At 75.8% G+C, this 11,990-nt stretch carries 11 protein-coding genes; 9 read left to right on the forward strand and 2 right to left on the reverse strand.

Features of this window, described 5'->3' with window-relative positions; genetic code table 11:
* The first annotated feature begins 159 nt into the window (after positions 1–159).
* Positions 160–2,241: a primosomal protein N' gene (locus ACFW1A_RS31400; RefSeq protein WP_380414809.1), complete on the forward strand. Its 2,082-nt coding sequence runs from the start codon at positions 160–162 to the stop codon at positions 2,239–2,241.
* Positions 2,242–2,329: 88 nt separating this feature from the next.
* Here the strand turns inward: ACFW1A_RS31400 and ACFW1A_RS31405 are convergent, their stop codons facing one another.
* Positions 2,330–2,899 carry a hypothetical protein gene (locus ACFW1A_RS31405; protein ID WP_380414811.1) on the reverse strand — a complete coding sequence of 190 codons (570 nt, stop codon included), beginning with the start codon at positions 2,897–2,899 and terminating at the stop codon, positions 2,330–2,332.
* Positions 2,900–3,042: 143 nt separating this feature from the next.
* On the opposite strand from ACFW1A_RS31405, the gene def reads away from it, so the two are divergent.
* The 5 genes from def to ACFW1A_RS31430 all read left to right on the forward strand — a co-directional run bounded on the left by def (position 3,043) and on the right by ACFW1A_RS31430 (position 7,885).
* Positions 3,043–3,588 (forward strand): peptide deformylase, encoded by a 546-nt coding sequence (gene def / locus ACFW1A_RS31410; RefSeq protein WP_380414813.1) that lies wholly within the window; start codon positions 3,043–3,045, stop codon positions 3,586–3,588.
* Between the two features lie 79 nt (positions 3,589–3,667).
* Positions 3,668–4,603, forward strand: a complete 936-nt coding sequence (gene fmt, locus ACFW1A_RS31415) for a methionyl-tRNA formyltransferase (RefSeq protein WP_380414815.1) — start codon at positions 3,668–3,670, stop codon at positions 4,601–4,603.
* Positions 4,604–4,660: 57 nt separating this feature from the next.
* Positions 4,661–6,094 (forward strand): RsmB/NOP family class I SAM-dependent RNA methyltransferase, encoded by a 1,434-nt coding sequence (locus tag ACFW1A_RS31420; protein WP_380414817.1) that lies wholly within the window; start codon positions 4,661–4,663, stop codon positions 6,092–6,094.
* A gap of 223 nt (positions 6,095–6,317) precedes the next feature.
* Positions 6,318–7,094, forward strand: coding sequence for a GNAT family N-acetyltransferase (locus ACFW1A_RS31425; protein WP_380414819.1), 777 nt, complete (start codon positions 6,318–6,320; stop codon positions 7,092–7,094).
* Between the two features lie 53 nt (positions 7,095–7,147).
* Complete coding sequence (locus ACFW1A_RS31430; protein WP_380414823.1) at positions 7,148–7,885, forward strand: nucleotidyltransferase domain-containing protein; 738 nt, start codon at positions 7,148–7,150, stop codon at positions 7,883–7,885.
* Positions 7,886–8,048: 163 nt separating this feature from the next.
* On the opposite strand, the gene ACFW1A_RS31435 is transcribed toward ACFW1A_RS31430, so the two are convergent.
* Complete coding sequence (locus ACFW1A_RS31435; protein ID WP_380414827.1) at positions 8,049–8,801, reverse strand: TetR/AcrR family transcriptional regulator; 753 nt, start codon at positions 8,799–8,801, stop codon at positions 8,049–8,051.
* A 125-nt stretch (positions 8,802–8,926) separates the two neighbouring features.
* Here ACFW1A_RS31435 and ACFW1A_RS31440 point away from each other — a divergent pair, with 125 nt between their 5' ends.
* The 3 genes from ACFW1A_RS31440 (at position 8,927) to ACFW1A_RS31450 (ending at position 11,853) form a co-directional block, all read left to right on the forward strand.
* Entirely contained in the window at positions 8,927–9,889 is a 963-nt protein-coding gene (locus tag ACFW1A_RS31440; protein ID WP_380414829.1) for an ATP-binding cassette domain-containing protein, read from the forward strand.
* Positions 9,886–10,653, forward strand: coding sequence for an ABC transporter permease (locus ACFW1A_RS31445; RefSeq protein WP_380414832.1), 768 nt, complete (start codon positions 9,886–9,888; stop codon positions 10,651–10,653). Before ACFW1A_RS31440 ends, ACFW1A_RS31445 begins: the two co-directional genes overlap by 4 nt.
* A 228-nt stretch (positions 10,654–10,881) precedes the next feature.
* Positions 10,882–11,853, forward strand: a complete 972-nt coding sequence (locus ACFW1A_RS31450) for an aldo/keto reductase (protein WP_380414834.1) — start codon at positions 10,882–10,884, stop codon at positions 11,851–11,853.
* Positions 11,854–11,990 lie beyond the last annotated feature (137 nt).

The following is an 11,990-nucleotide window of genomic DNA, read 5'->3' on the forward strand; positions in this document are numbered from 1 at the left end:
TCGCGCGCTTCTGTCTGGGGGGCGCGCCCGCCCCGGGGGGGGGGGGTGCGGGGGGGCGGGGCCGCCGGCGCCCGGGCGGGGGGGGGGGGCGGCCCCCCGGGGGGGGGGGGGGCCCCACCGCCGTGTTCCGTCCGAGCGCCGTGGTACCACTGGACCGATATGAGCAGCGAGAACACCCCCGAGAGCGGCGGGCCGCCGGAGCAGCTGGCGCTGATCCGGGAGACGGTGCGGCGGGCCAAGCCGCGCACCTGGCGGGGCGCGCACCTGGCCGAGGAGCTGCCGGTGGCCCGGGTGGTGGTCGACAAGGGACTGCTCCACCTGGACCGGTACTACGACTACGCCGTCCCGGTGCAGCTGGCCGAGACCGCGCAGCCCGGGGTGCGGGTACGGGTGCGGTTCGGTGCCCGGATGACCGCGGCCGGGCGGCGCGAGGGCGGCGAGCTGCACGACGGCTTCGTGGTCGAGCGGCTGGCCACCAGCGACTACCCGGGGGTGCTGGCGCCGCTGGCCCAGGTGCTCTCCCCGGAGCCGGTGCTCTCCCCGGCGCTGCTGCGGCTCAGCCGCACGATCGCGGACCGGTACGCCGGCACCCTGGCCGACGTGCTGCAGCTGGCCGTGCCGCCGCGGCACGCCAAGGCCGAGGCCGAGCCCTCGCCGGACCCCCTGCCGCCCCCGCCGGCGCCGACCGCCGGCAGCTGGCAGCGCTACCCGCAGGGACCGGAGTACCTGGCGGCGCTCACCGCCGGCCACGCGCCGCGCGCGGTCTGGACGGCGCTGCCCGGCCCCGACTGGCCGACCGAGATCGCCCGCGCGGTGGCCGCCGCGCTGGCCGGCGGGCGCGGCGCGCTGGTGGTGCTGCCGGACGGGCGCGCGGTGGCCCGGGTGGACGGGGCGCTCACCGCGCTGCTCGGCGACGGGCGGCGGCACACCGTGCTCACCGCCGACCTCGGCCCCAAGGAGCGGTACCGGAACTGGCTGGCCGTCAGCCGCGGCTCGGTGCGCGCCGTGATCGGCACCCGGGCCACGGTGTTCGCGCCGGTGCGCGACCTGGGCCTGCTGGTGGTCTGGTCGGACGGCGACAGCAGCCACAGCGACCCGCGCGCGCCGCACCCGCACGTGCGCGAGGTGGCGCTGCTGCGGGCCGCCGAGGAGGGGGCCGGGGTGCTGCTGGGCGGGCTCGCCACTACCGTGGAGGCGGCGCAGCTGCTGCGCACCGGCTGGGCCCGGCCGCTGGCCGCGGACCGGGCGACGGTGCGTCAGGCGGCACCCCGGATGCGCACCGTGGAGGACGCCGACCAGGCCCGGGACGCCGCCGCGCAGGTGGCCCGGCTGCCCTCGGTGGCCTGGCAGACCGCGCGGGAGGCACTGCGCTCGGGCCCGGTGCTGGTCCAGGTGCCGCGCCGGGGCTACGCGCCGCGGCTGGCCTGCGAGCGCTGCCGCACGCCCGCGCGGTGCGCGCACTGCGCCGGGCCGCTGGAGTCGGTGGCGGCCGGGGAGCTGCGGTGCGCCTGGTGCGGGGTGCCGGAGCAGGACTGGCACTGCGTGGAGTGCGGCGGGTTCCGGTTGCGGGCGCAGGTGATCGGGGCCCGGCGGACGGCGGAGGAGCTGGGCAAGGCGTTCCCGGGGGTGCCGGTGCGGACCTCGGGGCGGGACGCGGTGCTGGCGGCCGTGCCGGGGGAGCCGGCGCTGGTGATCTCCACGCCCGGGGCGGAGCCGGTGGCCGAGGGCGGGTACGCGGCGGCGCTGCTGCTGGACGGGTGGGCGCTGCTGACCCGGGCCGACCTGCGGTCCGGCGAGGAGGCGCTGCGGCTGTGGCTGGCGGCGGCCGCGCTGGTCCGCCCGGCGGGTGAGGGCGGACTGGTGGTCGTGGTGGCGGAGCCGACGGCGCGGCCGGTGCAGGCGCTGGTGCGGTGGGACCCGGCCGGGCACGCGGAGTTGGAGCTGGCGGAGCGGGCCGCGCTGGGGTTCCCGCCGGTCTCCCGGATGGCTGCGGTGACCGGGACGCCGAGCGCCGTGGCGGACCTGCTGGGGATGGTCCGGCTGCCGGAGGGGGCCGACCTGCTGGGGCCGGTGCCGCTGCCGGCGGTGCGCGGGCAGGAGCAGGAGCGGGCGCTGCTGCGGGTGCGCCCGGGGCAGGGCGGGGCGCTGGCGGCGGCGCTGAAGGCCGCTCAGGTGGCGCGGGTGGCGCTGAAGGGGGCGGAGCCGGTGAAGGTGCGGATCGATCCGACGGACATCGGCTGAGCGGCGGCCCGCCGGTGCGGCCCACCCCCGGGAAGCCGGCCGGGCTGCCGACTTCCCGATCCACGGGTCCCCTGTGTCGGGGGTGGGTTCAGCCGCGCAGCGGGACGCCCGAGCGGTCCAGGCCGCCCTGGCGGGCCGCGGGCACCGTGCGGGCCAGCGGTCCGGCGGCCAGTGGTGCGGCGGCGAGTGGTGCGGCGGCGAGCGGTGCGGCCGCGGGCTGCGCGGGGGCGGCGGGCTCGTCGTCCCGCGGCACCGTGGGCGAGGGCACGGCGGCGGTCGCCGTCGCCGCAGTGCCGAGCAGCTCGGTGGCCGAGCGGCGCATCCCGTACCGCCGGTGCACCGCCTGCTTGGTCACCCCCAGCGCAGAGCCCACCGAGTCCCAGGAGAAGCCCAGCGCCCGGTCGAACTCCACCGCCGCGGCCACCAGGGTCTCCACGCTCTCCCGCAGCTCCTGCGCCAGGCGCACGGTGGGCGCGGGCGCCCGGCCGTACACCACGAAGCCGCCCGAGCTGCTGGGTCGGCGCGGCCGGTAGACGTTGCCCAGTTGGGCGGTGAGGGTGCGCAAGGCGTCCACCTGGCGGCGGACGCGTTCGATGTCCCGCACCAGCAGGTGCAGACTCGCCCGTGCCCGGGTGTCGTGGTTGATCTGCTCGGCCATCGTGCTCGGGCCACCTTCCGGAGTGACTCTCCTTGGTCGGTCAATCGCACTTGACCAACGCGGGACCATGCCCCAGGGTCACGCGCGGCGCACCAACTAGACTGACGCGGCACTGGCCGTGCCGTCAGAGAGGAGCCCGCCGAGTGGCGATCCAGCCGATCCGGATATTCGGTGACCCGGTGCTGCGTGCCAAGGCGCAGCCGGTGACCACCTTCGACAAGGAGCTGCGCACCCTGGTCAAGGACCTCACCGAGACCATGCTGGACGCGCCGGGCGCGGGCCTCGCGGCGCCCCAACTCGGCATCTCGCTGAGGGTGTTCACCTACCACGTGGACGGGGTGACCGGGCACCTGATCAACCCCGACCTGTCGCTCAGCGAGGAGGAGCAGGACGGCCCCGAGGGCTGCCTCTCGCTGCCCGGGCTGCGCTTCGACACCAAGCGGGCGCACGGCGTGGTGGCGCGCGGGTTCAACGAGTACGGGGACCCGGTGACCATCGAGGGCACCCAGTTGCTGGCCCGCTGCATCCAGCACGAGACCGACCACCTGGACGGGATCATCTTCATCGACCGCCTCGACCGCGAGCTGCGCAAGGAGGCGATGAGGGCGATCCGCGAGTCCGACTGGGGCGGCGGTCCGGCGCCCCAGGTGCGGATCTCGCCGCACAGCACCTTCGGGCCCGTTCGCTAGGGCCCCGTCCTTAGTTCCTTCGTTCCTCCGTTCTTCCAGTCCGTCCTGTCCGTCCCGTTGGTCCAGAGAGGCTCTCCCGTTGCGCCTGGTGTTCGCCGGCACTCCTGACGTCGCTGTCCCCGCCCTGGAGGCGCTGCTCGCCTCCGACCGGCACGAGGTGGTCGCGGTGGTCACCCGCCCCGACGCCCCCGCCGGCCGCGGCCGCAAACTGGTCGCCAGCCCGGTCGGGCAGCGGGCGGCCGAGGCCGGGATCGAGGTGCTCAAGCCGGAGAAGCCGAGCGACCCCGACTTCCTGGCCCGGCTGACCGAGCTGGCCCCGGACTGCTGCCCGGTGGTGGCCTACGGCGCGCTGCTGCGCGAGCCGGCGCTGGAGATCCCGGTGCACGGCTGGGTCAACCTGCACTTCTCGCTGCTGCCCGCCTGGCGCGGCGCGGCGCCGGTCCAGCACGCGGTGCTGGCCGGCGACGAGGTGACCGGTGCCTCCACCTTCCTGATCGAGCGCGGCCTGGACTCCGGCCCGGTGTTCGGCGTGATCACCGAGGAGGTGCGGCCCACCGACACCAGCGGCGCGCTGCTGGACCGGCTGGCCCGGGCCGGCGCCGGACTGCTCACCGCCACCATGGACGGCATCGAGGACGGCTCGCTGCGGGCCGTGCCGCAGCCCGCCGACGGGATCACCCTGGCGCCGAAGATCAGCGTCGAGGACGCCCGGATCGACTGGCGGCACCCCGCGCTGCGGATCGACCGCCTGGTGCGCGGCTGCGCCCCGGCGCCGGGGGCCTGGACCACCTTCCGCGGCGAGCGGCTCAAGGTCTCCGGCACGGTCGCGCTGCTGCCGGGCGAGCAGGAGCTGGCGCCCGGCGAGCTGGCGGTGGCCAAGAACAGCGTGCGGGTCGGCACCGGCAGCCACGCGATCGAGCTGGGCGAGGTGCAGCCGCAGGGCAAGAAGCCGATGCGGGCCGCCGACTGGGCCCGCGGGGTGCGGATCGAGAGCGGCGAGCTGCTGGGGCAGTGAACCCCGCCCCCTATCCTTGAGCGTTGATCCGCAGCACTTTTCCCGAGGTCGTTTCCCATGAGCACACCCCCCGCCAAGCGCGCCCCCCGTCCGCACCGCCGGCCCAAGAAGGACCCGGCCCGGATCGTCGCCTTCCGCGCGCTGCGCGCGGTGGACGAGCGCGACGCCTACGCCAACCTGGTGCTGCCCTCGCTGCTGCGCGAGGCCGAGCAGAAGGGGATGGACCGGCGCGACGCGGCGCTGGCCACCGAGCTGGTCTACGGCACGCTGCGCCAGCAGGGCAGCTACGACGCGATCATCGCGGCCTGCGTCGACCGGCCGCTGCGCGAGGTGGACCCGCCGGTGCTGGACGTGCTCTCGCTCGGCGCGCACCAGCTGCTGGCCACCCGGATCCCCACCCACGCGGCGGTCTCGGCCACCGTGGAGCTGGCCCGGGCGGTGCTCGGCGACGGGCGGGCCAAGTTCGTCAACGCGGTGCTGCGCCGGATCAGCGCGCAGGACCTGGACGCCTGGCTGGCCCAGGTCGCCCCGCCGTACGAGGAGGACGCCGAGGACCACCTCGCGGTGGTGCACTCGCACCCGCGCTGGGTGGTGGCCGCGCTCTGGGACGCGCTGGGCCGCTGGCAGCCGGGTTCGGCCGGCCGCGCCGCGATCGAGCAGCTGCTGGCCGCCGACAACGAGCGCCCGGCGGTCACCCTGGTGGCCCGGCCCGGGCGGATCTCGGTGGCCGAGCTGGGTGCCGAGCTGCCGGAGGCCGAGCCGGGCCGCTGGTCGCCGTACGCGCTGTCGCTGGCCGAGGGCGGCGACCCGTCCGGCCTGGCGGCGGTGCGCGAGGGTTCGGCCGGGGTGCAGGACGAGGGCAGCCAGCTGGTCGCGGTCGCGCTCGCCAACGCGCCGGTGGAGGGCCCGGACCGGCTCTGGCTGGACGGCTGCGCCGGCCCGGGCGGCAAGGCCGCGCTGCTGGGTGCGCTGGCCGCCGAGCGGGGCGCGGCGCTGGTCGCCTCCGAGCGGCAGCCGCACCGGGCCCGGCTGGTGGCCCGGGCGCTGGCGGGCAACCCCGGTCCGTACACCGTGATCACCGCCGACGGCACCCGGCCGGCCTGGCGGCCCGGCACCTTCGACCGGGTGCTGGTGGACGTGCCCTGCTCCGGCCTGGGCGCGCTGCGCCGCCGGCCGGAGGCGCGCTGGCGCCGCCGGCCCGAGGACGTGGCCGGGTTCGGCCCGCTCCAGCGCGACCTGCTGCGTTCGGCGCTGGACGCCGTCCGGGTGGGCGGTGTGGTCGGCTACGCCACCTGCTCGCCGCACCTGGCCGAGACCCGCGCGGTGGTGGACGACGTGCTGCGCGAGCTCGGCGCGCAGGTGGAGTTCGTGGACGCGCGTCCGCTGCTGCCCGGGGTGCCGGAGCTCGGGGACGGTCCGGACGTCCAGCTGTGGCCGCACCTGCACGGCACGGACGCGATGTACCTGGCCCTGCTGCGCCGGGTCGGGTGACCGGCTGTTTTAATGGCTTGTCAGGTGGTCGGCGGGCTGGCAACATGCCTGCCGACCAGGTCCGGGGGAGTAGGCAGGGAGTGACGCCAATGGTTGCGGGCGAGTTCGAGAACCAGAGCCGCCGACGCGCCTGAGCAGACCGTTGGGGCCCGCCCGCTGCACGGGGTCGAGGGCACCCGGCGTCGGTGGCATGTCCGATTCCGTCGTGCATGTCTCCTGAAGGATGAGCTACACCGTGGACTTCGCCGTCCGAATCCAGCGGCACGTGCGTGCCCTGGCCCTGCAGTCCCCGAACCACGTCGTGGTCGGTCCGTTCCTGATCCGGTACAGCCCGGACTGGTCCACTCCCTACGCCAACTACGCCATCCCCGAGCAGGACGCCGAACCGACGGAGCGTCAGGTCCGGGACCTGGTCGAGGCGTTCGAGGAGCGGGACCGGTTGCCGCGGCTGGAGTACCTGCCCGCCTGGGCACCCGCGGTCGAACCGGCGCTGCTGGCGGCCGGCTTCGCCGTGGAGAACCGGGTGCCGCTGCTGGCCTGCACCGCCGACGACCTGGTGGTTCCGGGCCCGGTGCCGGGCCTGGCGATCAGCGTCCCCGAGAACGAGGACGAGTTCTGGGCGCTCGCCCGGGTCCAGCACACCGCCTACGGCGAGGAGGGCGAGCCGGGTGACGGCGAACTCGGCTGGCTGCGCTGGACGGTGCACGGCGGCGGCGCGGTGGCGCTGGCCCGGGTCGATGGCGAGCCGGCCGGCGGCGGGGCCGCCTCCATCTCGGCGGAGGGGCTGAGCGAGCTGGCCGGCATAGCGGTCGCCGACCGTTACCGCCGGCGGGGGGTGGGCGCCGCGGTCAGCGCCGTGCTCACCGCCACCGCGCTGGAGCACCAGCGGGACGCGGTCTGGCTGGAGCCCGCCGAGGAGTCGGTGGAGCGGATGTACGCCCGGATCGGCTACCGCCGGGTGACCGAGAAGCTCAACATCTCGCTGCCGCACCAGCGCTGACTCGCTGCCGCACCGGCGCCAACTCACTGCCGCACCGGCGCTAACCTGACCGGGTGGATGCGACGGAGCGGGTGCTGGCACGGTTCGTCACCGACCTGCGCGGGCTGCTGCCGGTGCGGGCGGTCTGGGTGCACGGGTCACTGGCGCTGGGCGACTACCAGCCCGGGCGCAGCGACCTGGACGTGCTCGCCCTGCTGGAACGGCCGTTGCGGCCCGGCGAGCGGGCTTCGCTGGTCGCGCTGCACCGGTCGCTGGAGCGGGACCACCCGCTCGCGCAGCGGCTGCACTGCTCGTACCTGCTGCCGGACCGGCTCGCCGACCCCGCGCTGGAGCACCTCACCTGGGCGCACCGGGAGCTCTTCGCGCGGCCGGTCAGCCTCGTCACCCGGCGCGAGCTGGAGTTGGGCGCCCGCACCTGCTTCGGTCCGCCGCCCGCGGGCCTGGTCCCGCCGGTCTCCGACGCCGACCTGGCCGCGGCGGTCCGCGCCGACCTGTGCGAGTTCTGGCGCCCGGCGCTGGGCCGGTGGCGGCGCTGGCTGCGCGACGACTGGGTCGACCTGGGTCTGTTCACGCTGGCCCGGGCGGCGGCCACGCTGCGCTCGGGGGAGCTGCTGACCAAGGGGCAGGCCCTGCTGCAGCTACCGGAGTTCGGGGTCTCCGAGGTACTGCTGGCCGATCTGGCGGCGCGCCGGTACGGGCGGCCGGTCAACGGTCACTGGCGCTGGAAGCGGCGCCGGGCGGCGGAGGTGCGCCGGGTGCTGCGGGCGGGCATCGCGCGGGTGGTCGGCTGAGGCGGGGCCGGGGGCGCGCGGGCGGTCCGCTGGGGCGGGGCCGGGGGCGCGCGGGCGGTCCGCTGGGGCGGGGCCGGGGGCCGGGGGCCGGTGTCAGGCACGGGTCGGCCGCTGAGCCCGGGGGCCGGTCAGGTGCGGGTGGTCCGCTGGGCCCGGGGACCGGTCAGGGGGTCACCAGGACCGTCAGCAGCCGGTCCAGGAAGCGGTCGAAGGAGGCGTCCGGGTCCAGCGCCGTGCCGCCGTCGGTGCCCAGCGCGGTGGCGAGGTGCGGGTACTCGCCACTCATCGCCATCGTGGTCAGGTAGGCGACCAGGTCGCGGTGCCACTGCTGGGGGTTCTCCGCGGCCAGCCGGGTGGCCTGCTCCCAGTCGACGAACTGGCAGACGAAGCCGTTGAGCATGGCCAGGGCCTCCATCTTGCGGCTGCCGGGGAGGTCGACGCCGGCCAGGGCGGCGAGGAAGTACTCGGTGTAGCGCAGGCTGGCGGGGCCGAAGGACGGGCGGGTGCGGATCACCGTGACCGCCCAGGTGTGCCGGCGCAGGATGGCCAGCTGCTGCTTGGCCAGGTCGCGCAGGTCGGCCCGCCAGTCGCCGCTGGGCGCGGCGGGCAGCCGGTACTCGCCGGTGACCCGGTCCAGCATCAGGTCGAGCAGCTGCTCCTTCTTCGGCACGTAGTTGTAGAGCGACATGGTGCCGGCGCCGAGCTCGGCGGCGATCCGACGCATCGTCACCGCGTCCAGCCCCTCGGCGTCCGCGAGGGACACCGCCGCGGCCGCGATCGAGTCGCGGCTGTGCGCGGGGCGCGGGCCGCGGCCGGCGCGCTCGGGGCGCAGCCAGATCAGCTCGGGGGCGGACTCGGCCGCAGCGGCGGACGCGGACTCCGGGTCGGCGTCGGGCGGGGTCTTGCGGGACGGCACTGGGAGATCACCTCGGGGCTCATCCTACGAGGCCGGGCCGCGGTCGGCCTTTCACCACGTACGACGTACGTAGTACGCTGTTGCCACGTTTCTACGTACGCTGTACCTAGAGAAAGGAACCCGGTATGTCCGCAGCTCTCGCCGTCCAGGCCCAGGGCTTGACCAAGCGCTACGGCCGCACCCAGGCACTGGCCGGCCTGGACCTCGCGATCCCGGCCGGCACGGTCTACGGCCTGCTCGGTCCGAACGGGGCCGGCAAGACCACCGCCGTGCGCATCCTGGCCACGCTGGCCCGCCCGGACAGCGGCTGGGCCAAGGTGGCCGGCCACGACGTGGTCCGCGAGGCGACCGCGGTGCGCCGCGCGATCGGCCTGGCCGGGCAGCACGCCGCCGTGGACGAGGGCATCACCGGGCGGGACAACCTGCGCCTGGTCGGCCGGTTCCACCAGCTCGGCGCGCGCGAGGCCCGCCGCCGCGCGGACGAGCTGCTGGAGCGGTTCGGCCTCGCGGAGGCGGCCGACCAGCTGGTGCGCGGCTACTCGGGCGGGATGCGCCGGCGGCTGGACCTGGTCGCCTGCCTGGTCACCCGGCCCCCCGTCCTCTTCCTGGACGAGCCGACCACCGGCCTCGACCCGCGCAGTCGCGGCGAGATCTGGGACGCGGTGCGGGAGTTGGCCGGCACCGGGACCACCGTGCTGCTCACCACCCAGTACCTGGACGAGGCGGACCGGCTGGCCGACCAGGTGCTGGTGATCGGCGCGGGCCGGGCGATCGCCGACGGGCCGCCGCAGCGGCTCAAGGCCTCGATCGGCGCGCGGGTCGAGGTCGCGGTCGGCAGTGCGGCCGAACTCCCGCTCGCCGCCGCGGTGGTGGCCCGGCTGACCGGCGGCGAGGTGGCGCTGGACCAGGACGGGCTGCTGGTCTCGGTGGTCTCCCGGCCCGGGCGCGAGACCTCGCTGCCCCAACTGGTGCGGGAGTTGGACGCGGCCGGCGTCGCGGCGCGGGACGTGGCGCTGCGCACCCCGACGCTCGACGACGTGTTCCTCGCCCTGACGGCGGACGCCGCGGCCGAGGAGGTGGCCGCGTGATCCGGGACGCCCTGACCTCGGCGCGCCGGGTCCTGCTGCACTACCGGCACTCGCCCGGCCTGATCGCCGCCTCGCTCACCGTGCCGGTGGTGATGGTGGTGGTCTTCGGGTACGTGTTCGGCAGCGCGATGACGGTAGGCGGCAACTACCGCGAGTTCCTGCTGCCCGGCCTGCTCGCGATGGTGGCGGTGAACGGCATCATGCCCACCATGGTCGGCGCCGCCCGCGACCTGGACCGCGGTGCGGCCGACCGGATCCGGTCGATGCCGGTCTCCCGGGCCGGCGTGCTGCTCGGCACCACGCTGGCCGACCTGCTGGTCTCGGTGGTGGTGCTGGCCTTGGTGGCGGGCGTGGGGCTGCTCACCGGCTGGCGGGCGCACCGCGGAACCGGGCTCGCGCTGGCCGGCTTCGGGCTGCTGCTGCTCTTCCGGTTCGTGATGACCTGGCTGGGGACCTGCCTCGGGCTGGTCGCGGGCAAGGAGGAGGTGGCGGGCCAGCTGGCGGTGCTCACCTTCCCGGTGGCGATGGTGACCAACGTCTTCGTGCCCACTGCCGGGATGCCCGGCTGGCTGCGGACGGTGGCCGAGTGGAACCCGGTGAGCGCGGTGGTGGCCGCGGCCCGGCATCTGTTCGGCAACCCCGAGCCGGTGGGCGCGGCCTGGCCGCTGCGCCACGCGGTGGGGATGTCGCTCGGCTGGGCGGTGGCGCTGCTGCTGGTGTGCGCGCCGCTGGCGGTGCGCGGCTACGCCCGGCACGGGCGGTAGGGCGGGTTCTGCGGAGTCCCCGGGCTCTGCGGGGTTCCCGGGCTCTGCGGGTTCGGCGGGCTCTCCGGGCTCTGCGGGTTCGGCGGGCTCTCCGGGCTCTGCGGGGTCTCCGGTCGGGGCCTCCGGTGGGGCGGCATCCGGGCAATCTGACGTTGTGCCACCACGATGTGGCTGAAGATGACCGGAAGTGCTGGACAATTCGGCTGGTGCGGCGCAGGGTTGAGGATCATGGAGTACACCCGTCTCGGCCGCACCGGCCTCAAGGTTTCCCGTCTCTGCCTGGGCACCATGAACTTCGGTCCGTTCACCGAAGAGGGCGACGCCCACCAGATCATGGACGTCGCGCTGGAGCAGGGCATCAACTTCTTCGACACCGCCAACGTCTACGGCTGGGGCGAGAACCGCGGCCGGACCGAGGAGATCATCGGCAACTGGTTCGCCAAGGGCGGCGGCCGGCGCGAGAAGACCGTGCTGGCCACCAAGGTCTACGGCGAGATGGGCGACTGGCCCAACCAGGGCCGGCTCTCCGCGCTGAACATCCGCCGCGCGGTGGAGGCCAGCCTGCGCCGCCTGCAGACCGACCACATCGACCTGTACCAGATGCACCACGTCGACCGGGACACGCCGTGGGACGAGATCTGGCAGGCGATGGAGGTGCTGGTCGCCCAGGGCAAGATCCTCTACGTGGGTTCCAGCAACTTCGCCGGCTGGCACATCGCCCAGGCCCAGGAGACCGCCAAGGCGCGCCACTTCCTCGGCCTGACCAGTGAGCAGTCGCTCTACAACCTGCTGGAGCGCAGCACCGAGCTGGAGGTGCTGCCGGCCGCCGAGTTCTACGGCCTGGGCGTCATCCCGTGGTCCCCGCTGCACGGCGGGCTGCTCGGCGGCGTGCTGCGCAAGGAGCGCGAGGGCGTGCGCCGCGCCGGCGGCCGGGCCCTGGACGCGCTGGAGAAGCACCGCGACCAGCTGCAGGCCTTCGAGGACTTCGCCGCCGAGCTCGGCCACGAGCCCGGTGACATCGCGCTGGCCTGGCTGCTCACCCGCCCGGCCGTCACCGCCCCCATCGTCGGCCCGCGCACCCTGGAGCAGCTGCACGCGGGCCTGGGCGCGCTGGAGGTGACCCTGGACCAGAAGTCGCTGGACCGGCTCGACGAGATCTTCCCGGGCCACCGGACCGCGCCGGAGGACTACGCCTGGTGAGCTGAGCCGAGCTGAGCCGAGCTGAGCCGAGCTGAGCCGACCTGAGCCGAGTGGGGGGTGGGGCGGGGGGGGGGGGGGGGCGGGGCCGGGCGCCCCCCCCCCCGGGGGGGGAGGGCAGCCCCCCCCCCCCCCCCCCC

This window comes from Kitasatospora sp. NPDC058965 (assembly GCF_042741245.1).
Lineage (GTDB): Bacteria > Actinomycetota > Actinomycetes > Streptomycetales > Streptomycetaceae > Kitasatospora.